Source organism: Maricaulis sp. W15 (assembly GCF_001924955.1).
Lineage (GTDB): Bacteria > Pseudomonadota > Alphaproteobacteria > Caulobacterales > Maricaulaceae > Maricaulis > Maricaulis maris.
Genome location: NZ_LQXG01000022.1, coordinates 139,037 through 165,050 on the forward strand (window position 1 = coordinate 139,037; position 26,014 = coordinate 165,050).

Sequence of the window (26,014 nt, forward strand, 5' to 3'; positions counted from 1 at the left end):
CGGGTCAGTCCTCTTCGAAGCGATCAAGCCAAGTGCCCGGCCCGTTGCCGGTCCGCAGATCCATCACTGTCGGCCACAGCCACCAGGCCGGACGATTGTCGGAATTCCACAGCGCCACAAAGGCGAAACCGGTCTCCGGTTCAAGCACGATTTGCGCTCCATAACCGGACAGATAGCCGGAATGCAAGACCAGCGTCCGCCCTTCCCAGTCATAGATGCGCCAGCCGAGTCCGTACCAGGTCTGATCGACCCGGGCCCGCAATTCGCCGAGACGCCGGGTCTCGCGCAGCGTGTCGGTCAGCGGCGAATGGATGCGGCTTCGCACCGCATCGGACAGGCCGGGCCGTGTGCCCAATTGCAGCTGCGCCCAGACAATCATGTCCTCCAGCGACAGGTTGAGCCCCGAGGCCGAGGGGATGTCATCATAGGGCGTAACCGGATCACCCGGCAGATTGATCACCCGGCGCCAACCGCTGTGCGGCCGCGCCCAGGACGGCGCGGCAGTCAGGGCGGCGGTGCCGACCGAGGCGCCCGGCAATCCGAGCGGTTCGATCAGCCGGGCGCGCAAGGCGGCAGAGAAATCCTCACCGGTGGCTTGCGCGACGACACGCTCCAGCGCCGAAAAGGCGATGTTCTGATAGGTATAACAATCCCCCACCGGACACATCAGGTCGACGCTTGCCAGGCGTTGGCGAATACGGTCCGGGGCCTGACCGGCCTCCAGATCGAGATCATAGGCGTTGGGCGGCAGGCCGGTGCGGTGGCTGGCAATCTCCTCCAGCGTCGGCTGGCGGTCTCCACGCAAGCGCAGGACGTCGCCGGGGACGGGCGCCGACAGGTCGACCAGCCCCTCCGCCTCAAGCAGGCCCAACAAGGTTCCGGTGAAAGTCTTGGAGACCGAGGCGGCCCGGAACAGGGTTTGCGGCGTCACCGCCTCGCCGGACCCGGCCGCGGTCTCACCGTGGGTGTAATAGAAGACGGGTTCGCCATCCTCGATCACGGCCGCCACCAGGCCGACAATCCGGCGATCGGCCATGGCCGCATCAAGGCGGGCTTGGAGGGTCTCCAGATAGGGGTAGGTGACCGGCGCGGCGGCGGGGTCAGACGGGCTGACCGGCTGGGCGCTCGCGGCACCGATTGCAACAGGCAGGCTGGCGAGACAGAACAGGGCTGTCAGTGTGGATCGGATCAATCCTCATTCTCCGGCTTGGTGACAGGTCACACAGTGGAACGCCCCTCCACCGGTGAGTATGGCACGCGCCGAGGCGCCGACCACCTCATGATCCGGAAAAATTCCACGCAGGGCCGTCACCGCCGCCTCACCACCCGACGTGCCATAGACCGGGACCACGACATGGCGCGGCCCGATGACCCAATTCATGTGGCTGGCCGGCACCACTTCGCCATCACCGAGATCAACCCGGCCCGGCGAGGGTATGCGGCAGACCTGCAGGTGGCGGCCGCGGGCGTCGGTCATCCCGGCGAGCTGGCGCGCAATGGCCTCGAGCACCTCGACCTGCGGGTCGTCATCGCCCCACGGACTCTGGCAGACCACCACGCCGGGACGGGCGAAGCGGACGATATTGTCGATATGGCCATCGGTGTGATCGGCGACCAGGCCCTCATCGATCCACAAGACCTTGTCGACACCCAGCGCCTGTTTCAGCACGGCTTCGACGTCGGCTTCGCCAAACCCGGGATTGCGGTTTGGATTGAGCAGGCATTGCCGCGTGGTGATCAGCGTGCCCTCACCGTCAAATTCCAGCGCGCCCCCCTCTGCGACCAGGTCGAAGCGGCGCTCTACAGCCCCGGCCAACTCAGCGATGACACCGCCGATCGTGTCGTCGCCGGGCAGCTCATACTTGCCGCCCCAGCCATTGAAGCGAAAGCGCACTGCCACCGGCTCACCATGGTCGCGCAGGAAGACCGGGCCGGTATCACGCGCCCAGACATCGCCAAATGCGGCCCGGACAACGCGGGCCCGGTGCCCCAGCGCGCGCTTGGCTGAAGCTTCGGCCTGAGCTGTCGAGGCAAGGATTGTGAGATCCAGCGTCACCCCGGTCGCCGACGGCGCGACCACAGATTTCAGGAAGGCCGCGAACTCGGCCTGGGCCGGTTCGAGATTGTCCTCCCACAGCTCGGCATCGGACGGCCAGCAGGTGAACAGGCGGGATTGGCGGGCGGTTTCGTGGGGCAGGTCTGTCGTCATGGCGCGCAATTATCACGCAGACCCGGGATTGGCGAGCGGCAAAAATGACGGGGGCAGGCGCAAAAAAGAAGGGCGACCCGAGGGCCGCCCTTCCAGACTTTGCAGTCGCTGGCGTTCTTAGAACTCGTAGCGGATGCCGACGCGGATCGAGTACAGCGAGCTGCCACGGCTGGCCGTGGAGTTCGCGTAAAAGTCGTTGAAGGCATTGAAGCGATACACGCAGGAGCCGGCCGTGGCGCAGCTCGTACGCGGCGCGTCGCCGGTCAGGGCCGTGGCACCGTCAACACCGTTGGCGGCAACATCAGCCGCCGTCACGAGGTCGGCAGTGACGATCGGCGCCTGGCTGTACGACGGACCATTGACCTGGGTGCCCCACTCGTCATTGAGCAGGTTGGCGACGTTGAAGATGTCGACCACCATGTTGAGGCGGTTGTCACCGACCCACTGGTCAACCGCGCTGGAGAAGAACGGCAGTTCCTGCTGGATGCGCAGGTCCCACTGTTGGTTCCAAGGCGAGGTCAGCGAGTTTTCTTCGAAGATCTGGCCACGGGCGACGCCGTTGCCATCGATCATGGCATCGAAGCCGGCGAGGTCGAAACCGGACGCGTAGACAACATTGCTGTCGCTGGCGGTCGGGATGTACAGCAGATCGCCATCATACGGGCTCTCACCCTGGCCGGCACGGCCGAACAGCGGGTTCGAGGAGCTGACGTTGAAGTTATAGCTGTACGGAGAACCCGAGGTGAATTCACCGATCAGGTCGAGACGGGTGGTCAGGTCACCGAAGAACTCGGTTTCGTACCAGAAGGCCGTCACGAAACGATCTTCGACCTGGTAGATCGACGTGGCTGCCGAAACATTGTTCCGGTCAGACGTCGTCTGCGAACGCCAGGACGAGATGCCGCGCGAAGACGTGTCATACAGGGCGGATTGAACGTCCTGGTAGGCATAGGACACGTTGAAGCCGAGGCCGTTTTCATACTCTTTCGACAGGGCCAGCGTGAAGACATGGCTCTCACCACCATCCGCATTGGACAGCATGGTGAGGTTGGCTTCATTGAGGTCGTCGAGGTCGGCGTAGATCGGACGGCCGTCCGGAGCGACACCCTGGGTGTAGCCAAGCTCAAGCTGAGCCAGGTTGCGCCAGGCGAAGCCGTCTTCGGCCTTCGAGTACAGGTACTGCGCCGTGAAGACGTAGTCGCTGCCGAAGTCGAGGCCACCGAACACCATGTCGAAGCTCTGGTCGAGACGCAGAGAAGCGCGCCAATCGGCCGGAATTTCGAAGTTCGGGTCGATCATGTCGATCGAGACCGGGGCTTGCGAAGCAACGTCGTCGAGCAGCGCCTGCGGCACCGTCAGGCTCGTGATCGTCGCGTTGTCGAGACGCGAGTAAACCGTCGGGGTCTGGAAGGCGTTGGAGGTCCAAACCAGCGGCGAACCACCGGAGAAGAGACCGAAGCCACCGGAAACCGTCGTGCGGTCAGCGGCATCCCAGCGGAAACCGGCACGCGGCATCAGGATGTCTTTGCCATCCAGGTTAGCAGCCGTGTCACGACCATAGAGGCCGGCGATGACCGGATCGGAATACGGCTCGTCGTCCTGGCTGTAACGCTCGTAGCGGATGCCGAAATTGACCGAGAAATCATCACGCAGCTGCCAAGTATCTTCGGCGAACAGCGTGAAGCGGTCATAGCCCCAGCTGGAAGCACCGTCGAGGGCGTTATTGGTGGTGACATTGCGGTACTCGACGCGGCCGATGCCGTCGATCAGGTCCTGCGGGGAAGCAAAGGTGAACTCGCCGTTGGACTGCTGACCGAAGAGGTTGAACAGGTCGAACTGCTCGTACTCACCGCCGACCGTGAAGACGTGCTCGTTCCAGGTGTAGTCGGCAGAACCGAACACGACGAGACGGGTGTCGTTGTACTCGTTGCCGTGGCGGTAGATGTCGCAGCCGGCAACCATGTTGTTGAGGTCGTCCGTCGCGAGGCCTTCAAGCGGGGTGCCGACGAGCTCGGCAACGTCCCAACCGTCGAAGGAGAGTTGCGGCTGGTCGGAACCGGCACCACAGCTCTGGCTCTTGACCAGCTCGGTGTTGGAGATCCGCAGGGTCGTGGAGAGGTTTTCCGACCAATCCGAGAAGACCTGCAGGGTCATGGCTTCGACTTCAACCGGAACGCCGTAGAAGGCGGTGTCGAAGTTGTAGGCCGAGGTCGACGTGTCGACTTCCTGGGTGTTCTGGTAGGTGAACGAAGCGCGGTGGTCTTCGTTGATGTTCCAGTCGAACTTGGCGAGAAGGCGCTCGGAGGTCGACGGGTAGGATTCCTGCAGCGGACGCGAGCCGATGTCGAAACCAAGCTCATTCTGGACCATCGTGTTGAGGGTCGTCCAGAAAGCCGGGTCGATGCCGGCGTTTTCATAGGTCGCCGAACGATCGGTCGGAGCCGCAGCGGTATACTCGTCGTAGGAGACCAGGAAGAACAGCGTGTCTTCGATGATCGGACCGGAGATCGAGATGCCGTACTCTTCTTCTTCGTACGGAACCGACGGGACGAAGGTGCCGTCCGTGACATTGCCACGGAAGTCTTCGTCAGCGCGGTAGTAGAAGGCAGCGCCGTCGATCTCATTGGTGCCCGAACGCGTCACGACGTTGACCAGACCACCCTGGAAGTTACCCGAGGTGACCGAGTATTCGGCGGCGACGACAGAGGCCGACTCGACGATGTCGATATTGATCGGCGAACGGCTCGTGGCATAGGTGTTCGAACCGAGGCCGAAATTGTCCTGCTGCAGCGAACCGTCGATGGAAACGGCGTTGAAGCGCGGCGACTGGCCGGCGATCGACATGAAGCTTTCGCCCGACTGCGAAACCAGCGGGTCGAGGCGCAGCGTGTCGATCAGGTCGCGATTGAGCGACGGCGCGTTGGACACGTCACGCGAGGAGAAGGACGAACCGACGCCATTGTTGAGGTCCATCGAGTTGATCGCCTGGCCGGTCACGGTGATGACATCGGTGGTGGCGGAGGAAAGGCGGATGCTGATCGGAGCTTGCGAGCCCGGCTGCAGCATCAGGTTGTCGATCACGTCGCCTTCAAAGCCTGGTGCGGACACGAACAGGCGGTAAGGACCACCAACGCGGAGGCCGGACGCGAAGAACGAACCGGTACCGGTCGTCGTGGCGGTCTCGGACGTGCCGGACGGAAGGTGGATCAAGGTGACCGAAGCACCGGACACCGGCGCGCCGGCTTCAGAAATGACCGTGCCGCGCAGTTGCGACGACGTCACCTGAGCATGAACAGCAGCCGGAGCTGCGGCCAGCAGGGCGATAGCCGCCGTGCCGAGAGAAAGTTTCTTAGTAAAAGACATTGAGCATGTCCCCCGATAAACCGAAGAGCGGGGAGGGTTCCCCGTACGAAGCAGGGGCCGTCTACGCCGACCGGTCGAACTTTCCAAGACAGCTGGGCGAAGCTTTTGTGACAGCGTCCGGGTCGCACGCGAGTGAGGACGGCGTTCGCAACCGCAACAAATCGCAAGATGTGTGTGTGCAGCCGCACAAAACCTCAAAATCCGCCACTCGGGAATTCAGACCGCGGCTTTTTTTATCCACGCGGCCCTTTACGGTCGGAGTCGAAAAGCGCATAGGCTGCGGCGAAAATGTAACACTTTTTGGCAGCTTCCGGACCCGACATGACCGAGTCGCACACATCTTCCTTGCCGAGTCGAATCTCGTGGCGACACGCTGCGCTCTTGCTGATCGCCGGTTTTGCGATCCTGCGCATCCTGGCCCTCGCGGTCAGTCCGGTCTCGCTCTATCAGGACGAGTCCCAATACTGGGTCTGGTCGCGCGTTTTCGACTGGGGATACTATTCCAAGCCGCCAATGATCGCCTGGTTGATCGGCCTGTCGACCAGCCTGTTCGGCGACAGTGATTTTGCGATCCGGCTGCCGGCCCCCCTGCTGCATACCGCAACCGCGATTTTCCTGATGCTCAGCGCCCGGCAATTATGGGGTGAACGGGCCGGCTTCTGGGCCGCCACGCTCTACCTCACCATGCCGGCTATCTGGTTGTCCGGCTTCGTGATCTCAACCGACGCCGTCCTTTTCAGCGCCTGGTCCGGCGGGCTTTACGCCCTGCTGCGCCTGCGGGCCGGTGGCGGTTGGGGCGCCGCCATCGGGCTGGGCGTCGCGCTCGGCTTCGGCTTCCTGTCGAAATACGCAATGATCTATTTTCTGGTCTCGACCGGCCTCGCCCTGGTGTTCGATCCAGCCGTACGTCGCGCCCTGCTGAGCCCGCGTGGCGGCATCGCGGCGGCGATCTTCCTGCTCCTGCTGGCGCCGAACCTGGCCTGGAATGCCGCCAATGACTTTGCGACCGTCAGCCATACCGCCGCCAATGCGAACTGGGGCAGTGACCTCTTCCATCCGGGTGAGCTGATCGAGTTTGTGGTGGCCCAGCCCGGCGTGTTCGGCCCGCTCACTTTCGGCGTCCTGGTGACCGTGTTCTGGTTGACCGTCACCCGCTTCCTGCGCATCGACCCGGACCAGCGCCTGCTGGTCCTCTATGCCCTGCCGCCGCTGCTGGTGGTGACCGGACAGGCCTTCATCTCCCGCGCCCATGCCAACTGGGCCGCGGCCACCTATGTCGCTGGAACCTTACTGGTCCTGGCCTTTCTGTTGCGCGGTGCAGCATGGCGTCGCTGGGCGCTGTACGGGTCGATCGGACTGCACACGCTGATCGGCCTGTTTGCAATCGCGCTGGCGGCCAGCCCGGCCCTGGTCGAAGCACTCGGCGCCGGCGATGCGACCAAGCGGATCCGCGCCTGGGACGTGACCGCCGAACGGATCATTGCTGCCGCCGAGGCCGACGATTACGCGCTCATCGTGTTTGATGATCGCAACACCTTCCACCAGATGCAGCGCTACGCGCCACAGCTGGACGGGCGGACTGCGATGTGGCTGCGCCATGCCGGTCCGACCAACCATGCCGAGGATGTCTGGCCGCTGGACGAGGATCCGCAGGGCCGGCTCCTGATTGTATCCAACCGCCCGCTCGAAGTGCCGCGGCTGCGGGAAGACTTTGCTGTCTTTGAACCGGTCGGCACGCTCGCCATTCCGCTCGACGGTCCCTTCACCCGCGACTTTTCCCTTTGGGTCGCTGAGGGTCATCAACGGGTCGAGCGCGACGAAGCCTATGAAATCCGATGGCAGGCGCATGACGCGGCTGACGACACCACGCCGGTGCGCGGTTACAGCGGCGGGGACGAATAGGGGCCTTCCGGCAGCCCCAGCGCCAGTGTGAGATTCTGCATCGCCTGCACGGCCGCCCCCTTGAGGAGATTGTCCAGGGCGGTCACGACGACCAGCTTGCGACCGCTGTCGTCGAGCGTGAAACCACCGATCACGGCGCCCGGCTGCAGCGCTGCGTCGCGCACTTCCGGGATTCCGTCGATGATTGTGACCAAGGCCTCGCCGGCATAGGCGCGGGCATAGAGCGCCTCGACCTCGGCCAGCGTCATCGGGGCGTCCAGTGTGAGATGCGTGGTTGCGACAATACCGCGAAAGAAAGCGGCCACATGCGGGCTAAAGCGCACGCCTTCACCGCTGTGACGCGCCATTTCGCGTTCGTGCAGATGCCCGCTCAGCGCATAGGGCATCAGATTGTCGGCCAGCGCCGCCGTGTCATTCTTGCGCGACGGCGTCGTGCCGGCGCCGGAATAGCCTGACACGCCAAAGACATGTGCATCGCCGACAAGGCGGCCGCGCAGCGGCGCGATCGCCAGCTGACCGGCCGTGGCATAACACCCCGGATTGGCGATCCGGGTGGCCCCGGCCAGCCGGTCACGGCCATGAATTTCCGGCAGGCCATAGACCCAGTCATCGTCAAAGCGGTAGTCCGCTGACAGATCGACAATCACGGTGTCGGGCGAGATCGCCGCAACGAAAGGCGCGCCGGCTCCATTGGGCAGAGCCAGGATGACGGCATCGACGTCGCGAGCGCCGACCGCCGCCGGTCCCAATGCCTCGAAGACCAGATCCGTCGTGATCTCCGGTGCCATCTCGGAAACCCGCTTTCCGGCCCATTCGCGCGAGCTGGCGAAAACCAGCTCCAGGTCATCGCGCCCGGCAATCAGGCGCAGAAGCTCGCGTCCGGTATGGCCACGCGCGCCGACCAGGCCGACCCGCCGGGCACTCATAACGGTGCCTCGAGCGTCGGCGGCAGGGCAAACGCTTTCTCGACCACGCCGGTGATCGAGGCCGGATCCATGTTGCCGCGCCAGAACACGGTCCACTCATCGCGCCGGATCGCGCCGTCGCATTCCTCGAAATAGAAACCATTGACCGGGTTGGCTGTGCGTGAGCGCCAGATCATTTCCGGCGCATAATCGACCAGACGGTGCCAGACCGTCCGCCCCAGCCCCTCACCGCGCGCCTCGTCGAGCACGGCGAATTTGTCGAGATAAACATAGCCATCCAGCCGCGTCGTGATGGCTGCAGCACGATAGCTCTCGGTGACAAAGGCCCGGTCAACGACGAGGTCGTCCCAGTAACCGGCCACGGTCTGGCGCCCGAAGGCGGTGCGGACCAGCGTATCGAGACGATCGAGATCGAGTGCGCTCTTACTGTCAGCCGCCACAATGCGCTCGCCGCGACGGATCAGCGTGCCGGCCCCCGCATGGGTGAAGAGTTCGCGGGCCAATTCTGCCGGACGGGTGATCGAGACCGAGGAGGAGAGCGGCAGATCGTCGAGCAGGCGCTTGATCTCCTCCAGCTTCAACCGCATGCCGCCATTGACCCAATCAGCCTGCATCAGGTCGGCAAAATCAGTCGCCAGATTGATCGAGGACAGGATATCGCCATCCTCGTCCAGCAGTCCGCCGGTACCGGTCAGGAAGACCACCTTGTAGGGCTGCAGCGCATGGACCAGAGCGCGCACGGCGACATCGGCATTGATGTTGACCAGCGTGCCGTCCGGTGTCTCGCCGAGACAGGCCAGGATCGCGGCTTGGCCGGCGCGGGCCGCCGACCCCACCAGATCGAGATGGATGCGGCTGGGCTCTCCAACCCGGCCGAGGCGGGCGGCATCGACGATATCGGCTTCGAACACGCCGCGCGGCACAGCCGCAGCACGACCACCCGCATCGCGGATGGCATCGACCAGGGTCAGATTGGCCTGTGTCAGCGTATCGCGAATGATCGGGATGGCGGCATCGCGGGTCACCCGCAAACCGTCGATCCGTTCCGTGGGAATGTCGGCGGCGGCGAGCGCCGCATCAAGCTGCGGACCGCCGCCATGCACCACCACCGGGGTCAGGCCGACCGTCTGCAGGAAGGCCAGTGCCGAAGCGAGGCCGTGCAGATCATCCTGGATGACAGCACCGCCGACCTTGATGACGGCAAAGCGCTCCTGGTCGATGCCGGAGAAGCGGTGCAGGTATTCACGGATCTCCTTGCCGTCGCGCATGTGCGACAGCAATTGCACAATCGTCTGGCGAACCCCGGGTGCGTTCGACGTCATTCTGCACCTCCGGCTTGGGCCGCCAGGGTTTCCATCACCGCCATCTGCACCGGCAGGCGATTGGCCGCCTCCTCGATCCCCATGAAGGCCGGACTGTCGACGACGGCATCGGCGATCTTCACATTGCGGCGCATCGGCAGGCAGTGGCTGACGGCGGCCTTGTTGGTCAGCGCCATCTTCTCCGGCGTGATCATGAAGTCGGCACCCTTCGCCCGCAGCGGCGCCTCGTCGCCCCAATTGCCGTAAAACGGCAGCGCGCCCCAGCTTTTGGCATAGACCATATCGGCGCCATCATAGGCCGCCTCGACATCGGTCGTCAGCGTCACCGAGCCGCCGCCCTCGGCGGTAAAGCGTTCTGCCGCCGACATGTAGCGCTCGTCGAGGCGATAGGCCTCATCCGGCACCAGGATGCGGACATTGGCGCCGAACTTGGAGGCGATCAGCAGAGAGGAATTGGCCACCGCCGTATTGAGCGGCTTGGGGTGCGGCACCCAGGTCAGGAGATAAGTCTTGTCGGCAATCGGACCCATCCGCTCCTGCAGGGCCAGCATATGGGCCAGCTCCTGACAGGGGTGGACGATGGTTTCCATGTTGATGACCGGCACGGTCGCGTGCTTGGCAAACGCCTCGATCAGCGGGTCCTCGCGCTCGGACTGCCAGTCCTTGAACTCGGGGAAGCAGCGAATGGCGATCAGGTCGACATAGGAGGACAGGACACGCGCCGCCTCGCGGACATGCTCTTCCTTGTCGCCATCCATCACCGCGCCATCACCGAATTCCATCGGCCAGGTCGCGCCCTTGGCGTCCAGCACAATGGCGTGGCCGCCCAGACGCTGCGTGCCGATGTCGAAGGACGTCCGGGTGCGCAGCGACGGATTGAAGAAGACCAGCGCCACCGACTTGCCTTCGAGCGATCGGCTCACCGCCCCGGACTTGAAAGCACTGGCTCGGTCGAGCAGGCCCTGAAGTTCGTTACGTGTCCAATCTGCGGTCGAAAGGAAATGGCGCATGTCGGGGTCTCTTCGAAGGTTGGCAGGCATGAAATTGCAAACACCCGGCCCAGGGGCCGGGTGTTATTGCGTGACATATGCCTGATCTTCGAGCGAAGCAAAAGACCCTTCGCATCAGCCTCAATTTGTCTCGTCGGCATCATCCTCGGGAACATTGGTGCAAACTTGTTCGCGACGATTCGTACCCAGAACCGGCTCCGACGTGCATACGCGACGCATACCCTCCGGCGCGACCGTTTCGAGAAAACGCTCGCGCGGAGACTGTCCCTCATAATCCGTGCCCTCATAGGATGCACAGCCGGACGCCATCAAGGCGAGAACGCAAATCAAACCGAGACGCTTCATGTGGAATACCCCTGACCACCAAGCCACCCGTTTTTCTCTGATACGGCATGGCAACAAAGCGCGCGAGATTAGAGATTTGACCGACACTGCCAAGACACGCCGCTGAGCATTACGCGATTGTAATTTTTGTGTCTGACGTCGCGCCCGGGCAGATATGGCCTTTGGCCCCGTCTTGTGGAACAAGCCGGTGATCACTGGATCTGAGGCTCGCCATGTCCGTTCTCGCCGTCATTCCCGCCCGTTTCGGATCGACCCGTTTTCCCGGCAAGCCGCTGGCCATGATCGCCGGCCGGATGATGGTCGAGCGCGTCTGGCGCATCGCCGCGGCAGCGCCCGGTGTCGACCGGGTTGTGGTTGCCACCGACGATCAGCGGATCATGGACGCGGTCGCAGCCGCCGGCGGCGAGGCCGTCATGACCGATCCGGACTGTCGCAACGGCACCGAACGGGCGCTGGACGCGGTGAAGCGTCTGACCAGCGACGCCGATATCGTCATCAACGTCCAGGGCGACGCGCCATTGATCCCGCCCTGGGTGATCGGCGGTGTCGCCGAAACCCTGCGCGCCGACCCGTCGCTGCAAATGGCAACGCCTGCGATCGCCCTGCCCGCCGAGACCGAGGCCCGCATGCGCGCCGACAAGGCCAACGGGTCAGCCTCGGGCACCACCGTCGTCTTCAACAAGGCGATGGATGCGATGTATTTCTCCAAGAATGTCATCCCCTTCCGCCGCAAACCGAACGAGGGTGCGCCGACCTACCAGCATATCGGCCTGTACGGCTATCGCCGCGATACGTTGGAAGAGCTGGTGGCGCTGGAGCCGACCCCGTTCGAGCTGACCGAGAGCCTGGAACAGTTGCGGGCGCTCGAGAACGGCATCCCGATCCGTGTTGTGCTGACCGACTATCGCGGCCGTTCGGCCTGGTCGGTGGACGCGCCGGAAGACGCCGTCCGGGTCGAGGGCATAATCGCCGCTGAAGGCGAGCTGGTCTGATGGGACGGATCCTGCTCGCCCGCCATGGCAATACATTCGGCCCCGGCGACACACCGGTCTGGGTCGGGGCAAAGGAAGACCTGCCCCTGGTCGAGAGCGGTGAGGCGCAAGCCCGCGCGCTGGGTGAGGCCCTGAAGGCGGCGGGCGCCATCCCGGCCCGCCTGATCTGCGGCCCCCTCAAGCGGACCCGCCGGGCGGCAGAGATCGTCGCCGGACTGACCGGCTTTGCCGGCGAAATCGAGATCGACACCCGCTTGACCGAGATCGATTACGGGTCCTGGGGCGGCAAGTCGAATGATCAGATCATTGCCGAATTCGGCCAGGAAGCGCTGGATTGCTGGGACAAGCGCCACACCCGCCCGGACGGGGTCGACTGGTCACCGTCAAATGCCGAGCTCAAGGCCAACGCCCTCGCCGCCATGGCCGACGCGGCATCAACCAGGGGCCTCGCCCTGGTGATCACCTCGAACGGCATTTTGCGCTACATGCACGCGGCACTGAGCGGCGATGATGGCAATGCCAAGGTGAAGACCGGCAATCTGTGCGCCGCCGAACTCGACAGCGCGACCGGATCACGCCTGTTCTGGAACGAGAAGCCGGACGCCGACCTCATCACCCGACATTTCAGCTGATCAGTCGACCTGACCCAGGAAGGCTTCAACCGCCTGCCACGCTTCCGGCTCGGTGATGAAAGGCGCATGCCCGACATCGGGCACCTCGACCGTCGCCAGGTCAGGCTTGCGGCGCTTCATCTCAGCCACGGTTGCCGGCGTCAGCAGATCGGATATGCCACCGCGCACGACCAGGGTCGGTATGTCGGCAAAGGGTTCCCAGAAGGACCAGAGATCGGGCAGCGGCCCGCCCTCATCCATCTGGCCGACCAGCGCCCCGTCATAGGCCAGCGCGATGCTGCCATCCTCCCGCTCGACCCAGGTCTTGCGGGCAAAGTCTTCCCAGAAAGCCGTATCGCCATCACGCTTGGGAAAGGCCGCGAGGTTGGACAGACGTGTGCGCGCCGCCGCATCCGCCCAGTCCGTGACCGGATCGCGGCTCGAGACATTCGACTTGATCCGGTCGAGCCCTTCGGTGGCGATTTCCGGACCGATATCATTGATCACGGCGGCAGCGACCAAGCTTGGCTGCAGGCTGGCGATGATGAAGATCATCAAGCCGCCCATCGACGTCCCGACAAAGACCGCGCGCGACAGGCCGATCGAAGCCAGCAGTGCCATCACGTCCCCGGCATAGGTCGGTGGCTGGTACCGCGCGACCACCGGATCATGATCGGATTGGCCGCGACCGCGCGAGGAGATCGAAATCACCCGCCGGCCGGTTGCCGCGACCATCGGCGCGAAATCCTCGAAATCCCTGACATTGCGGGTCAGACCATGCAGGCAGATGACCGGCAGGCCGGTCTCCTCGCCCATGGCCGGATAGTCGCGCCAGTGAATGCGCGGACCATCCGCAGTCTCGAAGAAATGATCGGTGAAGTGCGCGTCAGCCATCAGGACGGTTCAGCCTCCGTCGGCAGTTCGGCCTGCGGGACGGGGACCGTGTCTGGATCTTTTTCCCAGTCGCGCTCAAGCGTGCGGGCGGCGACGAAGAACAAAATTGCCGCAACGATATAGAGCAGCGACCCTAGGAGAATGGAATAGCGGAGCGACTCCTCCCCAAAGGTCGGCTCGAGCATTGTCGACAATTTTCCGAGCACGTAAACGCCGACACCGATGCCAAGCAGGTTATTGATTAGCAGGAAAATCGAGGATGCAGTCGCGCGCATGCTGGGGCGGACCAGATGCTGGAACGCGGACAATACCGGTCCGAGCCACATCAAACCGAGAGCGGTTGGCACCAGGAAAAGAACCGAGGCGATGTAGATATTCGGGGCCAATACAGCTGCCACGTAAAATGGAAATGTCAGCAGGAATGCGAATGCCGGTACCTTTGCATAGGCAGATTTCTTTGCTTTTCCGAGCCGGTCCCCAAGAACCCCCCCCATCAAAATTCCGATGCATCCACCAACGAACAGGATGCCGCCGAATAGCCAGCCGCGATCGACAAGGCCCAGCCCGTAACTGCGAGCGAGGAATGACGGGATCCAGAAGAAAATCCCGTATCCCATCATGGACGAACAGGACGCGCCCAGAACGAGGAACCAAAAGCTTGGCTTCTTGGAAAGAAAGCCGAGAACCGTCGGGAGGCCAGGCGCCTTCGTCCCTTCGCTGACCGGTCGTGGCGCATCATAAACGCCACGCTTGGGCTCTTTGACTGTCAGCCGGAAAATCGGTGCCAGAATGACGCCCGCGACACCCACAATGATGAAGGCTGCGCGCCAATCGAGTCCGTCGCCAATCGCTCCGCTGGCAATCAGTGCCCCGGCGATGACCCCAAATGCGCTGCCGACAGGAATGCCCAGCGAGTAAAAAGCAAGGGCCCGTCCCCGCTGGTCGGGTGGAAAATAGTCAGCGATGATCGAGTAGGCGGGCGCAACACCGCCAGCCTCACCAATACCGACGCCCATCCGCGCCAGGAACAATTGGGTATAATTTTGAACCAGGCCGCTCACCGCAGTGAAAGCGCTCCACAATGTGAGCGAGATGGCCATGATCCAGGTTCGGCTCCAGCGATCCGCCAACCAAGCGATCGGGACACCGAATGTTGAATAGAGAAAAGCGAAGGCAAACCCGCCGAGGGCGCCGAGCTGCTCATCGGTCAGATCAAACTCATTTTTGATCGGCTCACCAAGGATGGAAATGATCTGGCGATCCAGAAAGTTGAATGTGTAGACCAGAAACAGCAATACCATGACATAGGTTCGGTATCCCGCACCTCCGGATTGCCGACCCTCGTCGACGGTCTTTTCACTCGCCATGATCTCTCCCCTCAAGGCCTGCCGGTCGTTGTCCGACCGTGCGATGCGTCGCTCTCCATCGACGCGAACATGAATGGTCATTCAGGTTTGGTCAAACCCGATTTCCATCGATCGCCTGCCTGCGCTAGTTTGCAGCGCGCCGCGACGCGTGCACGATGTTGCACAGAAAACGGGCCATGCCCAATGAATGATAGGGGTTGAGATGAAACATACCGGATTTCCCGCAGCGCTGGTCGCACTGACCATCGCCGCCTGCTCGCCAGCGAGTGAAACCGATACGGAAACGGCCGCTGCGCCGGCGGCCGACACCGGCACCAGCCATACCGAAAGCATGACCAGCGCTGCGATCAGCGAGGCCGACCTGCGCCATCGCATTTCGACACTGGCCGATGATTCCTTCGAAGGCCGCGCCCCGGCCACGCCCGGCGGCATTGCCGCCAGCCAGTGGATCGCCGACGAGATGGCGCGCATCGGCCTCGAGCCAGGTTATGAGGGCAGCTATTTCCAGCCCGTCTCCCTGCTCGCCGTGACCTTGGACGCCGAACAATCCAGTTTCGATATCGCCTTCAATGGCGAACCGCTCGGCTTCAACATGAGCGAGGATGTCGTCTACTGGTCCAAGCTCAATTCCAGCGACATCTCACTGGATGCCAGCGAGCTGGTCTTTGTCGGCTATGGCGTCGTGGCACCGGAATATGGCTGGAATGATTATGAAGGCCTCGATGTTGAAGGCCGGACGGTCGTGATGCTGGTCAATGATCCCGGCTATGCCAATCCCGATAGCGGCCTCTTCAACGGCAATGCCATGACCTATTACGGCCGCTGGACCTACAAGTATGAGGAAGCGGCGCGCCAGGGCGCAGCCGGCGTCATCCTGATCCACCAGACCGCGCCGGCCTCCTATGGCTGGAATGTGGTTTCCGGGTCCTGGTCCGGCACCCAGCTCGATCTCGCCCGCGAGCCCGGCGAGGGCACTTTCGCCAATGTCGAAAGCTGGATCACCGAGCCGCGCGCCCGCGAACTGTTCGACCTTGCCGGACTGGATTTCGACGCGCTGACCGCCGCCGCTGCCGAGCCGGGCTTTGAAGCGGTGCCGATGACCGGCCTCACGGCATCGGGCTATCTGGTGAATTCCGCCGAAACCCTGGACTCGCGCAATGTCGTCGGCGTGGTGCCCGGCACGGCCCGCCCGGACGAGTACGTGCTCTACACGGCACATTGGGATCATATCGGCATCCGCGACGTGCCCGCAGGCGAGGACGGCATCTATAATGGCGCCGTCGACAATGCGACCGGCACCGCCGCCATTCTCGAGATCGGCGAAGCCTTCGTCGCCAACCCGCCGGAGCGTTCGGTGATGATCCTGGCGGTGACGGCCGAAGAGTCCGGCCTGTTGGGTTCGGCTTATTACGGTGAAAACCCGATCGTGCCTTACGGCCAGACCGTGGGCGGCATCAATATCGACGCCATCCTGCCTTCGGGCCGGTCCCGCGACGTGGTCGTGGTTGGTCACGGTGCGTCCGAACTGGAAGATGTCCTGACCGAAGCCGCCGCCGAGCAGGATCGCTACATCGTGCCGGATCCCAATCCGGAAGCCGGCTATTTCTATCGTTCCGATCATATCTCGCTGGCCAAGCAGGGCGTGCCGATGCTCTACGCCGATGGCGGGTTTGACCTGCGTGATGGCGGCCGCGAAGCCGGCGAAGCCATGGGCGAGGATTATCGGGCCAACCGCTATCACGGCCCGGCCGACGAATATTCCGAAGACTGGAACATGGAGGGCATGGTTGAAGACACCACGCTCTTCTTCAATGTCGGATCGCGTCTGGCCAATTCGGACGACTGGCCGAACTGGTATGAGGGCAATGAGTTCCGCGCCCTGCGGGATGCGCAGCTGACGGAATAAGCGACCGCGCTTCACAACGAAAAAGGGCGGCTCGTCGGAGCCGCCCTTTTTTGTGTCCGGGGTATCGCCCGCCTAAAAAGTCCGGCGCACCACGACCTTGTCGCCGCGCTCTTCCAGCCGGGCGGCATAGCGCTTTTCGTCGAGCGTGGCGCCGGAATGGATGCAATAGACGGTGCGGGCCTCGGAAATCCGCGGCCAATGGATGAAGTCACACAGCAGCGACTGCATGCCAGCCGACACATTGACTTCCAGCGTGCCGATGCTCTGAGCAAAGGCGAGATTGTTCTGGAACATGCCCTCTGCACGCAATTGCTCCAGCGCAGCGGAGAAATCGCCGCCCAGGAAATTACGGATATTGCGGCCCTCGATCTCATTGCGCTTGATACCGAACAGGTCGAGCGCGCCGAGTGAGATCGCCTTGATCATGCCCATGGAGTCGGTGACGAATTCGATCGACGGGTTGAGCGAGACCAGATCGACCCAGGTCGGCGCCGGCGCGATGACGAACGCATCCTGGACCAGTTCCGCCATCCGGCGCTTGATCCGTTCGGGCGGTTCACTATCGCCGTTTTCCCAGCGCGAGATCATGGCTTGGGTCACGCCAAGGTCTGCCGCCAGGGCAGCCTGTTTGAGCCGTTTCGACATTCGGAAATTGCGAATGACCGACGGCCAATTGACCTTGCTCGACGTCATCGACAGCTTGATGTCTTGTACCACTCCGCCCCCCTTGCGGGTTCAGTCATCACCGGAAAGTGCGACCTGTCCGCCCAATTCCTCGCGCAGCAGCTCGAACTCCTTGGCGCTGACCCGTGCCCCGGTCAGCATCCACCGGACCGTTCCATCTTCGGCCACATGCGGCCAGTGCAGTCCATGCACCGGCCCAATATCGCGTTTACCATGTGAATTGGCAAAACAATACCAGTCTGCACTTTCGGCGCTTTCCTGCGCGCCGTCAAAGAAACCTTTTTCCATGAGTGTGTTGAAGAGCTCGATCACGTCGCCAATGAATATCGCCTCGAGCTGCTTGCCTTCAATTTGCGGCAGCGCCATCTCGGCATCGCGGAGCAGGCCGGAACTGACGGTTTCGATCAGCCCGTCGCGGTCCACGACTGCAGCAATACCGGGCTGGAACGCAACATGATTGCGCCAACCCACAAGCGGCGACGCCATATCTTCGGGTGTACCGGCCAGCGCCCGTATGCGTTCCTGCATGTCGGCCGCCGGTTGCACCGCACCGGATTCCCAGCGCGACACCATCGCTTGGGTAACGCCAAGATCATAGGCGAGTGCAGCCTGTTTGACGTTGTTTGTGAAACGGTAGCGGCGCAGCAGATTACGCCAGAAATCAGGATCGGCCCGGCTGACAATCTCCGCACCTGCCATCGTCTAGATCGCCTTCCTGATGACTTTCGATCCGCCGAGGCGGGCTGAGACATCTGCATGTACCCGCTCGGAAACATCGGCACCCGATAACAGCCACACGATTTCCGGCCCCGGCAGGAAGCTCGGGCGATGCAGGCCATGAACAAAGCGGCGACGGCGTTCACCGTCAGGCGCCAGGAAGGTGATGGCGTCGATGCTTTCGGCCGACGCGACGCGCCCCTCAAACAGGCCCGACGAGACGAGCGCCTCATGAAGCGCCGGCCAGTCGCCCTCGAATGCCTCGTGGATATAGCGTCCTTCCAGGGCATGGCGCGAACAGTCCAGGCTGCGCCGGAAGCCGCGACTGGCGCGCAGGATGCACCCGTCTGCATTGATCACCCCGACCACAGCGGGGTGGCGTCCGATACGGTCCAGCCAGGCTGACCGCGAGACCGAGGTCTGCGACGCCCAGTACAAGTCGAAAACCCGCTCCTGAATGCGGAGCGACGGGATGGCGGCGCCGGATTCCCAGCGTGAGATCATGGTCTGCGTGACACCGAGATCATGCGCCATAGCGGCCTGTTTCAGGCCTTTCGACAGTCGGTAATGGCGGATCACGGACGGCCAGTGAATGGCCTGGACATCAAGATTCAAAGTCGTGTCGGACATGTGCGCATCTCCGGATCGAGAGGGCGCGCCGGTGCCGGTCATCGGCGGTTATATTTTATAACTCACTTTGGCGGTTTTGTGAAGACTGGAGCTTAAAGCAACCAATCAGACGCAAACGCGCAGGCATTTACGACACTTGTGTGAAATTGCGGCAGGATGGTGCGACTCTGATTGATCGATACCCCCCGGGTTTGCTACCTGCCCCGGCGTTTTGTCTCCAAAGGAGTGCCGGCCATGGCCGATCTGAACACAGCGGTCTGGATCTTCTCGATCATCGGATTTCTCATCGCCGCCTACTCTATCGTCGCCAATGACGCGATCCAGACGCTCGGCACCTTCCTCAGCTCCAACGCGAAACGCCCTTGGTATGTATTGTGGGCCTATGCCTGCTCGATCATCGTCGTGGTCATGCTGTGGGGCTTTTTCGGCGGCAATGGCGACATCGCCTTCGACCGGCTCAACTCGCTGCCCTATCCTGATGGCGGCGTTCAGTGGTGGCACGCCATTCCACCGCTTTTCCTGCTCATCCTGACCCGCTACGGCATCCCGGTTTCAACAACCTTCCTGGTCCTGACCATCTTCGCCCTGACCGGCGGCGCCAACACCGAGGGCGTACTGCCGAAAATGCTGACCAAGTCGGCGCTGGGCTACATCGTCGCGATCAGCGCCGCCTTCTTCGTCTACATGATCATTTCGCGGATTTTCGAGCGCTGGATCGACCGCACCAAGGACGCACCGCACAACCCGATCTGGTATGTCGCGCAATGGGCCGCCACCGCGTTCCTGTGGGCGCAGTGGCTGATGCAGGACCTGGCCAATATCTTCATCTTCCTGCCGCGCACGACCGAGCTGGTTCCCGTGCTCGATGATGCCGGCCTGCCGGTCCTGCAGGAAGGCGTCGCGGTCATGCAGACCCAGGTGACCTTCTCGCCATTCCTGCTGATATTCGCCACCGTCGTGATGCTGGCCCTGCACGCGATCATCTTCCGCAATCGCGGCGGCGAGATCCAGAAAATCGTCCTGTCGAAAACCAATTCGACCGATATCCGCGCCGCCACCGCCATCGACCTGATTTACGGCGTCATCCTGTACATTTTCAAAGAGGTCAATGACGTGCCGATGAGCACGACCTGGGTCTTCCTCGGCATGTTGGCCGGCCGCGAAATTGCCATCGCCTATATTGCCGGTTTGCGCTCGAAAATGGCCGCCCTGTGGGACGTCACCTCGGACGTGTTGCGCGCCTTTCTCGGCCTGATCATCAGCGTCGTGCTGGCGATTTTCCTGCCGGCCTGGGCCCGCGGAGAGCTCGGCGCACTGATGTCGGACCTGCCCGGTTATGTTGCCCGGGCCCTGGGTTTCTAGGCGCGTCCATCACCCATCCGGGCGTGGATAATTCATATTTTATGAGTGCTCATTCATCTCCGTGGGGCGGCAAGATAATCCCAAGATTCAAAGGGGTTAGAATTCCGTCTTGGAAATCGACTGGGCAAAGACGGTCCGCTCGCTTCGGCTGAGGTTGAGGCTGAAACAAGGCGCGATGGCCGAGCTCATCGGCGTCAGCCAGACCTATGTCTCGCGCCTGGAGGCCGGTCTTGTCCTGCCTCCCGCGCCGGTCGCAGAGGCGATCATGAGACTGGCCGAGGACCCGCGGACGCGCTCGCTGTTCGATGACCTGCGCGCAACGGTCGATCACAGCCCCTTTCCCTGCCTGCTGCTGCAGACCGGGCCGGACGGCCCCAGCGTCGAGGCGGCCAGCGCCGACATGGCGCGCGACTTCCTGGCCAACAATCGCCAGATCCACGACGCGCCGGCCCTCGACCGCCTGATCAGCGATCTCGACGCCCTGACACGGCAGGGCCTGCTCGAGGGCAATATACTGGGCGCCAGCGCGGTCTGGGTCGACCGCCACCGCTCGGATCGCTTTTGGCAGGTTCGCTACACGCCGATCCGCGACGAAACCGGCGCCAGCTTCATCCACATCACCCTCGCCGGACTGGCCGACAGTCCCGCCGCCCGCGCCGCCGCCAATGATGCGGCACCGCGGATCGAGCGCTTCAACGGCTCTTAGCGATAGCGTGACTGCAGCTTGGCCAGCGCCGCCTTGCCCGGGGTCAGACGCTCATAGGGCACCTGGTTGAGCGGGATTTTCGGCAGTTTGTTGGCGGCCTGCATGTCGGGCAGATCGCTGTTGAGATACAAAAGCCCGGTGCGGATCTCGCCCTCACTCTTGTTCATCAACAAGGTCTCGATCGCCTGCGCCCGATCCCGCGGATCATAGTCATCCGCCGTCTTGCGCAGGAAGAGCTCGCCGCCATCAGCCATCGTCACCCGCATCGCCCCGTCCTTGTCATAGGCACCGGTGGTCTCGTCGGCATGGGCAACAAAATCCGTGTGCACCAGCGGATGATAGTATTTGTAGGTGTGGGCATAACTCTTGGTCGAGCCGGCATGGTCATTGAAGGTCACGCAGGGCGAAATGACGTCGATCAGGGCAAAACCCTTGTGCTTGAGACCGGCCTTGATCAGCGGGATCAGCTGCGACTTGTCACCGGAGAAGGCCCGCGCCACGAAACCCGCACCCAAGGTCAGCGCCTGAACGCAGGGGTCGATCGGCATCTGGTCATTGGCCAGACCCTTTTTCGACTTCGAGCCATAATCGGCCGCCGCCGAGAACTGCCCCTTGGTGAGCCCGTACACGCCGTTATTCTCCAGGATATACAGCATGTTGAGATTTCGCCGGATAGCGTGGGCGAATTGCCCGAAGCCGATCGACAGCGAATCCCCGTCACCGGAAATACCGATATAATTGAGATCGCCATTGGCCGCATTGGCACCGGTCGCCACTGACGGCATGCGCCCGTGCACGCAATTGATGCCGTGCGACTGACCCATGAAATAGGCGGTCGTCTTGGACGAACAGCCAATGCCGGAAATCTTGGCCGCGCTCTCGGGTGCCAGGTCCAGCTCCCAGAAGGCCTGGACCAGGGCGGCAGTGACCGAGTCGTGGCCGCAACCGGCACACAGGGTCGACATCACGCCTTCATAATTCCTGACCGACAGTCCGAGCTTGTTCTTGGGCAGGTGCTTGTCGATGAAGGGCTTGCTCATGGAGGTCATGCGACGTCTCCCAGGGCTTCCAGATGGGCGGAAATGCCCTCGATGATGAATTTCGGATTGGCGGCCATGCCGGCATAATCGAGGATCGAGACCAGCTTGTGCTTGGGCGCCTCGGTCTCGTTGACCAGAAGCGAGCGCAATTGCCCGTCGCGGTTCTGCTCGACTACGAACACCTCGTCATACTGGTCAATGAACTGGTCGACCTCAGCGTTGAAGGGGAAACCCCGAACCCGCAGATAATCAAGGTTCACGCCATTCTCGGCAAAACGGTCCAGCGCTTCCAGCACAGCCCCGTCACAACCGCCAACCGAGATGATCGCCCGCCGGGCATCCTTCCCGCAGCGTGTGATGACCGGTGCCGGGACCGCATTGGCGGCATTCTTCCACTTGGTGGTCAGCCGGTCGAGCACGACCTTGTACTCCTCGGCATCCTCGGTATAGCCGCCCTTCCAGTTATGCCCGGAGCCACGCGTGAAATAGGCGCCCTTGGGGTGCGTGCCCGGCAGGGTCCGCCAGGCGATGGCGTCGCCATCACGGTCCTCATAGCGGTAGAATTTCTCGAGGTTTTCAATCTGGTCGGCGGTCAACACCTTGCCGCGATCGGGCTGGTAGCTGTCATCCCAGTCCAGCTCCGGGATCATCCAGTCATTCATTCCGATATCGAGATCGGTCATGAAGAAGACCGGGGTCTGGAAGCGTTCGGCAATGTCGAAACTCTGCACCGCCATCTCGAAGCATTCCTTCGGATTGGCCGGGAAGAGGAGGATATGCTTGGTGTCGCCATGGCTGGCATAGGCGGCCAGGGTGATGTCGCACTGCTGGGTCCGCGTCGGCAGGCCGGTCGACGGCCCCGCGCGCTGGACGTCGAACAGAACCACCGGCACTTCGCCATAATAGGCAAAGCCGATGAATTCACTCATCAGGGAGATGCCCGGACCCGAGGTCGGCGTGAAGGCGCGCGCACCATTCCAGCCGGCGCCGATGGCCATGCCGACCGAGGCCAGCTCGTCCTCGCCCTGGATGATGCAGAAATTCTTCTCGCCCGTGTCGGGATCGACGCGGAATTTCTCACAAAACGCCTTGAAGCCGTCCATCAGCGAGGTCGAGGGCGTGATCGGGTACCAGGCGCCAAAGGTCGCCCCGGCATAGACACACCCCAGCGCGGCCGCCGTATTGCCATCGATCATGATGTGACCGGCGGTCTTGTCCATCGGTTCGATGCGCAGCGGCAGCGGCTCGGAAAAATGTTCGCGGACATAGTCCAGACCCAGCCCGATCGCCTTCATATTGGCGTCGATAAGATGCTCTTTCGTGCCGAACATCTCCTTGACCAGATTGCGGATGACCTCGACATCCAGCCCGGTCAGGCCGGCGACCGCCCCGACATAGGCCATGTTTTTCATCAACACGCGGGTGCGGGCATTGTCGAAGGCGGCATTGACCAGGCGCGCCAGCGGCACGCCGATCGCGGTGACATCTGCGCGCGCATGCAGGTCCGGGCGCGGCCAGGTCGAGTCATACAGCAGGAAGCCGCCCGGTGAGACCTCGGCGAGGTCCTGCTTATAGGTCTCGGCATTCATGGCGACGATGAATTCCGCCGTGCCCGAGCGGGCCATATAGCCATCCTTGGTGAGACGGATCTCATACCAGGTCGGCAGGCCCTGAATGTTGGAGGGGAAGAGGTTCTTGCCCACCACCGGCACGCCCATGCGGAAGATCGCCTTCATCAGAAGACCATTGGCCGAGGCCGAACCGGTGCCGTTCACATTGCCGATCTTGATGACGAAGTCGTTGACCCGGACTTCGCCTGACACGTCCACGAGATCCTTCATTCGGCCGCCACTTTCTTCGTTTCATCGTCGACATGCGGAATGAAGATGTCGGCGTCCTGCATGTCCCACGCTGCGGTCGGACAACGCTCGGCGCACAGGCCACAATGCAGGCAGAGATTTTCGTCCTTGATCATCACCCGGCCGGTATCCTTCAGCGGCTCGGAGACATAGAGGGCCTGATCCTTGTTATTGGCCGGCACCCGCAGCGACTGGCGCAGCTCGGCTTCCTCTGCGACCGGCACGATCGACAGGCAATCGACCGGACAGATATCCATGCAGGCATCGCATTCCTTGCACAGCGGTGCCTCGAACACGGTCTGCACATCACAATTGAGGCAGCGCTGGACCTCGGTCGCGATCTGTTCGGCGGTATAGCCCGTCTCGACTTCCATCTTGCGATTGGAGAGGCGCGCCTTGAGCTCGGCCAACGGCATCTGCCGACGATGCTCGCCGGTATAGCTGTTGGAATACATCCACTCATTCACGCCCATCTTGGCGGATTGCAAATTGACCCCGCGCGGCAGGCGCTGCTTGAGGTCGGTCGCCTCGCAATGCTTGTGGATCGAGATCGCCGCCTGGTGCCCATGCTCGACCGCCCAGATGATATTCTTGGGTCCAAAGGCGCTGTCGCCGCCGAAGAAGATGCCCTTCTTCGTCGACTCGAAGGTTTTCTCGTCAACGATCGGCACGCCCCATTTGTCGAACTCGATCCCGATATCGCGCTCGATCCAGGGGAAGGCATTTTCCTGACCGATGGCCAGGATGACATCGGTGCAGGGGATGATGGTCGTGCCGGCGATCCTGGTGTCGGTGATCTGGCCGTCCTCATCGAGCTGGTACTCCATCAGCTCGAATTCCATGCCGGTCAGCTTGCCATTCTCGACCACGAAACGCTTGGGCGAGTGATTGACCAGGATTTCGACATTCTCATCCTCGGCATCTTCCAGCTCCCAGGGGGAAGCCTTGAAGAATTGCCGCGGCTTGCGGGCCATCACTTTCACATCGTCCGCGCCAAGGCGCAGCGAGGTGCGGCAACAATCCATCGCCGTATTGCCGACACCGATGATCAAGACCTGTTTGCCGATCTTGTCGGTATGCTCGAAGGCGACACTTTCCAGCCAGTCAATGCCGATATGGATATTGGCATCGGCCTCCTCGCGGCCCTCGATCTTGAGGTCCTTGCCCTTGGGCGCACCCGAGCCGATGAAAACTGCGTCATAACCGCTCTCGCTCAGGGCCTTGAGGCTCTCGATCCGGTGACCGGTCTTCAGCTCGACGCCCTGATCGAGAATGTATCCGATCTCCTCGTCCAGCACTTCTTCCGGCAGGCGGAAGGAGGGGATGTTGGAGATCATCAGCCCGCCGGGACGGTGATGCGCTTCAAAGATCGTGCACTCATAACCCAGCGGGGCGAGATCATTTGCCACGGTCAAGGACGCCGGACCGGCGCCGATCAGGGCGATCTTCTTGCCATTCGTACTGGCCGGCTTTTGCGGCACGAGATGCTTGACCTCGTCGCGATGGTCGGCAGCAACACGCTTCAAGCGGCAGATCGCAACCGGTTCCTCCTCGACCCGACCACGCCGGCAAGCCGGCTCGCAGGGGCGGTCGCAGACCCGGCCGAGAATGCCCGGGAAGACGTTGGAACGGCGATTGACGAGATAGGCTTCGGTGAATTCACCTTGCGCAATCAGACGGATATATTCAGGCACCGGCGTGTGTGCCGGGCATGCCCATTGGCAATCCACGACCTTGTGAAAATAGTCGGGATCGCGCGTATCGGTCGGCTTCATGCTCCTCACCCCGGGCTCTCGCCCGTGCTGTTATGGGCCGGCGACCGTCGAGGGTCGCAGAATTGAAACCAATCTCACATGGTGAACGCGCCAAGGGTCAAGCGATTTCCCCCTTAAGCGACCGTTTGCGAACGGGTTTGTTTGTTAGTGCGAGGCAAGTGCAAAATGGTGGCGGTAACGGGGCGTGTTGCAAGTAGTCGGGCCTTTGATTGTCATCCCTGATGGAAGCCCGGCGAAGGCCGGGCGAAAGTCAGGGACCTAACTGGTAGCTACCAGTTAGGTCCCTGTGTTTTGCGATGATGTAGGATGGTTGCGCGAAGGAGGCCGTTAGGTCCCTGGCTGCCTTGGCAAGCCGTGAGCGGGTTTGGCCCCTTCGCGCGTACCCAGCGTTTAG

Annotated in this window: 21 protein-coding genes; 6 read left to right on the top strand and 15 right to left on the bottom strand. The window is 62.4% G+C overall.

All coding sequences use genetic code 11. The features are described from left to right. Nucleotides 1-4: 4 nt before the first annotated feature. The 3 genes from AWH62_RS16470 to AWH62_RS16480 form a co-directional block, all read right to left on the bottom strand. A complete protein-coding gene (locus AWH62_RS16470) occupies nt 5-1,192 on the bottom strand; it encodes a serine hydrolase (RefSeq protein ID WP_075191576.1) in 1,188 nt (395 codons plus the stop codon). 3 nt (nt 1,193-1,195) lie between these two features. Continuing rightward, nucleotides 1,196-2,209 carry an agmatine deiminase family protein gene (locus AWH62_RS16475; protein ID WP_075191613.1) on the bottom strand — a complete coding sequence of 338 codons (1,014 nt, stop codon included), beginning with the start codon at nt 2,207-2,209 and terminating at the stop codon, nt 1,196-1,198. A 117-nt stretch (nt 2,210-2,326) separates the two neighbouring features. Then, nucleotides 2,327-5,572, bottom strand: a complete 3,246-nt coding sequence (locus tag AWH62_RS16480) for a TonB-dependent receptor (RefSeq protein ID WP_075191577.1) — start codon at nt 5,570-5,572, stop codon at nt 2,327-2,329. 321 nt (nt 5,573-5,893) lie between these two features. Between AWH62_RS16480 and AWH62_RS16485 the strand changes: the two genes are divergently transcribed. Next, complete coding sequence (locus tag AWH62_RS16485) at nt 5,894-7,474, top strand: glycosyltransferase family 39 protein (RefSeq protein ID WP_075191578.1); 1,581 nt, start codon at nt 5,894-5,896, stop codon at nt 7,472-7,474. Here the strand turns inward: AWH62_RS16485 and argC are convergent. The 4 genes from argC to AWH62_RS16505 form a co-directional block, all read right to left on the bottom strand. Beyond that, nucleotides 7,453-8,400, bottom strand: a complete 948-nt coding sequence (argC, locus tag AWH62_RS16490; RefSeq protein WP_075191579.1) for an N-acetyl-gamma-glutamyl-phosphate reductase — start codon at nt 8,398-8,400, stop codon at nt 7,453-7,455. The genes AWH62_RS16485 and argC overlap by 22 nt on opposite strands. Then, entirely contained in the window at nt 8,397-9,722 is a 1,326-nt protein-coding gene (locus tag AWH62_RS16495) for an acetylglutamate kinase (RefSeq protein WP_075191580.1), read from the bottom strand. Before AWH62_RS16495 ends, argC begins: the two co-directional genes overlap by 4 nt. Further along, entirely contained in the window at nt 9,719-10,732 is a 1,014-nt protein-coding gene (locus tag AWH62_RS16500; protein ID WP_075191581.1) for an N-acetylornithine carbamoyltransferase, read from the bottom strand. The genes AWH62_RS16495 and AWH62_RS16500 overlap by 4 nt, the downstream gene beginning before the upstream one ends. Nucleotides 10,733-10,852: 120 nt before the next feature. Next, nucleotides 10,853-11,077, bottom strand: a complete 225-nt coding sequence (locus AWH62_RS16505; protein WP_075191582.1) for a hypothetical protein — start codon at nt 11,075-11,077, stop codon at nt 10,853-10,855. Nucleotides 11,078-11,289: 212 nt separating this feature from the next. On the opposite strand from AWH62_RS16505, the gene kdsB reads away from it, so the two are divergent. Beyond that, nucleotides 11,290-12,069, top strand: coding sequence for a 3-deoxy-manno-octulosonate cytidylyltransferase (kdsB, locus tag AWH62_RS16510; protein ID WP_075191583.1), 780 nt, complete (start codon nt 11,290-11,292; stop codon nt 12,067-12,069). Further along, complete coding sequence (locus tag AWH62_RS16515; RefSeq protein ID WP_075191584.1) at nt 12,069-12,701, top strand: histidine phosphatase family protein; 633 nt, start codon at nt 12,069-12,071, stop codon at nt 12,699-12,701. Before kdsB ends, AWH62_RS16515 begins: the two co-directional genes overlap by 1 nt. Here the strand turns inward: AWH62_RS16515 and AWH62_RS16520 are convergent, their stop codons facing one another. Both AWH62_RS16520 and AWH62_RS16525 read right to left on the bottom strand, forming a co-directional pair. Beyond that, complete coding sequence (locus tag AWH62_RS16520) at nt 12,702-13,574, bottom strand: alpha/beta fold hydrolase (protein ID WP_075191585.1); 873 nt, start codon at nt 13,572-13,574, stop codon at nt 12,702-12,704. Next, complete coding sequence (locus tag AWH62_RS16525; RefSeq protein ID WP_233128359.1) at nt 13,574-15,022, bottom strand: MFS transporter; 1,449 nt, start codon at nt 15,020-15,022, stop codon at nt 13,574-13,576. The genes AWH62_RS16520 and AWH62_RS16525 overlap by 1 nt, the downstream gene beginning before the upstream one ends. A 121-nt stretch (nt 15,023-15,143) precedes the next feature. On the opposite strand from AWH62_RS16525, the gene AWH62_RS16530 reads away from it, so the two are divergent. Beyond that, complete coding sequence (locus AWH62_RS16530) at nt 15,144-16,847, top strand: M28 family metallopeptidase (RefSeq protein WP_075191586.1); 1,704 nt, start codon at nt 15,144-15,146, stop codon at nt 16,845-16,847. Nucleotides 16,848-16,919: 72 nt separating this feature from the next. Here the strand turns inward: AWH62_RS16530 and AWH62_RS16535 are convergent, their stop codons facing one another. The 3 genes from AWH62_RS16535 to AWH62_RS16545 are packed head-to-tail and all read right to left on the bottom strand — an operon-like array spanning nt 16,920 to nt 18,878. Then, a complete protein-coding gene (locus AWH62_RS16535) occupies nt 16,920-17,564 on the bottom strand; it encodes a helix-turn-helix domain-containing protein (protein WP_075191587.1) in 645 nt (214 codons plus the stop codon). An 18-nt stretch (nt 17,565-17,582) separates the two neighbouring features. Next, nucleotides 17,583-18,230, bottom strand: a complete 648-nt coding sequence (locus tag AWH62_RS16540; RefSeq protein WP_075191588.1) for a helix-turn-helix transcriptional regulator — start codon at nt 18,228-18,230, stop codon at nt 17,583-17,585. A 3-nt stretch (nt 18,231-18,233) separates the two neighbouring features. Next, nucleotides 18,234-18,878, bottom strand: a complete 645-nt coding sequence (locus tag AWH62_RS16545) for a helix-turn-helix domain-containing protein (protein ID WP_075191589.1) — start codon at nt 18,876-18,878, stop codon at nt 18,234-18,236. 234 nt (nt 18,879-19,112) lie between these two features. Between AWH62_RS16545 and AWH62_RS16550 the strand changes: the two genes are divergently transcribed. Both AWH62_RS16550 and AWH62_RS16555 read left to right on the top strand, forming a co-directional pair. Further along, entirely contained in the window at nt 19,113-20,240 is a 1,128-nt protein-coding gene (locus AWH62_RS16550; RefSeq protein WP_075191590.1) for a hypothetical protein, read from the top strand. A gap of 109 nt (nt 20,241-20,349) precedes the next feature. Further along, nucleotides 20,350-20,946 (top strand): helix-turn-helix transcriptional regulator, encoded by a 597-nt coding sequence (locus tag AWH62_RS16555; RefSeq protein ID WP_075191591.1) that lies wholly within the window; start codon nt 20,350-20,352, stop codon nt 20,944-20,946. Here the strand turns inward: AWH62_RS16555 and AWH62_RS16560 are convergent. The 3 genes from AWH62_RS16560 to AWH62_RS16570 are packed head-to-tail and all read right to left on the bottom strand — an operon-like array spanning nt 20,943 to nt 25,620. Then, nucleotides 20,943-21,995, bottom strand: a complete 1,053-nt coding sequence (locus tag AWH62_RS16560; protein ID WP_075191592.1) for a 2-oxoacid:ferredoxin oxidoreductase subunit beta — start codon at nt 21,993-21,995, stop codon at nt 20,943-20,945. The genes AWH62_RS16555 and AWH62_RS16560 overlap by 4 nt on opposite strands. After that, nucleotides 21,992-23,827: a 2-oxoacid:acceptor oxidoreductase subunit alpha gene (locus AWH62_RS16565; protein WP_075191593.1), complete on the bottom strand. Its 1,836-nt coding sequence runs from the start codon at nt 23,825-23,827 to the stop codon at nt 21,992-21,994. Before AWH62_RS16565 ends, AWH62_RS16560 begins: the two co-directional genes overlap by 4 nt. Continuing rightward, nucleotides 23,824-25,620: an FAD-dependent oxidoreductase gene (locus tag AWH62_RS16570; RefSeq protein WP_075191594.1), complete on the bottom strand. Its 1,797-nt coding sequence runs from the start codon at nt 25,618-25,620 to the stop codon at nt 23,824-23,826. Before AWH62_RS16570 ends, AWH62_RS16565 begins: the two co-directional genes overlap by 4 nt. Between the last annotated feature and the right edge of the window lie 394 nt (nt 25,621-26,014).

Coding starts and splice junctions, on each gene's coding strand:
- AWH62_RS16475 (WP_075191613.1), bottom strand. CDS start 2,209: ATGACGACAGACCTGCCCCACGAAACCGCCCGCCAATCCCGCCTGTTC.
- AWH62_RS16480 (WP_075191577.1), bottom strand. CDS start 5,572: ATGTCTTTTACTAAGAAACTTTCTCTCGGCACGGCGGCTATCGCCCTG.
- AWH62_RS16485 (WP_075191578.1), top strand. CDS start 5,894: ATGACCGAGTCGCACACATCTTCCTTGCCGAGTCGAATCTCGTGGCGA.
- argC (WP_075191579.1), bottom strand. CDS start 8,400: ATGAGTGCCCGGCGGGTCGGCCTGGTCGGCGCGCGTGGCCATACCGGA.
- AWH62_RS16495 (WP_075191580.1), bottom strand. CDS start 9,722: ATGACGTCGAACGCACCCGGGGTTCGCCAGACGATTGTGCAATTGCTG.
- AWH62_RS16500 (WP_075191581.1), bottom strand. CDS start 10,732: ATGCGCCATTTCCTTTCGACCGCAGATTGGACACGTAACGAACTTCAG.
- AWH62_RS16505 (WP_075191582.1), bottom strand. CDS start 11,077: ATGAAGCGTCTCGGTTTGATTTGCGTTCTCGCCTTGATGGCGTCCGGC.
- kdsB (WP_075191583.1), top strand. CDS start 11,290: ATGTCCGTTCTCGCCGTCATTCCCGCCCGTTTCGGATCGACCCGTTTT.
- AWH62_RS16515 (WP_075191584.1), top strand. CDS start 12,069: ATGGGACGGATCCTGCTCGCCCGCCATGGCAATACATTCGGCCCCGGC.
- AWH62_RS16520 (WP_075191585.1), bottom strand. CDS start 13,574: ATGGCTGACGCGCACTTCACCGATCATTTCTTCGAGACTGCGGATGGT.
- AWH62_RS16525 (WP_233128359.1), bottom strand. CDS start 15,022: ATGACCATTCATGTTCGCGTCGATGGAGAGCGACGCATCGCACGGTCG.
- AWH62_RS16530 (WP_075191586.1), top strand. CDS start 15,144: ATGAAACATACCGGATTTCCCGCAGCGCTGGTCGCACTGACCATCGCC.
- AWH62_RS16540 (WP_075191588.1), bottom strand. CDS start 18,230: ATGGCAGGTGCGGAGATTGTCAGCCGGGCCGATCCTGATTTCTGGCGT.
- AWH62_RS16545 (WP_075191589.1), bottom strand. CDS start 18,878: ATGTCCGACACGACTTTGAATCTTGATGTCCAGGCCATTCACTGGCCG.
- AWH62_RS16550 (WP_075191590.1), top strand. CDS start 19,113: ATGGCCGATCTGAACACAGCGGTCTGGATCTTCTCGATCATCGGATTT.
- AWH62_RS16560 (WP_075191592.1), bottom strand. CDS start 21,995: ATGACCTCCATGAGCAAGCCCTTCATCGACAAGCACCTGCCCAAGAAC.
- AWH62_RS16565 (WP_075191593.1), bottom strand. CDS start 23,827: ATGAAGGATCTCGTGGACGTGTCAGGCGAAGTCCGGGTCAACGACTTC.
- AWH62_RS16570 (WP_075191594.1), bottom strand. CDS start 25,620: ATGAAGCCGACCGATACGCGCGATCCCGACTATTTTCACAAGGTCGTG.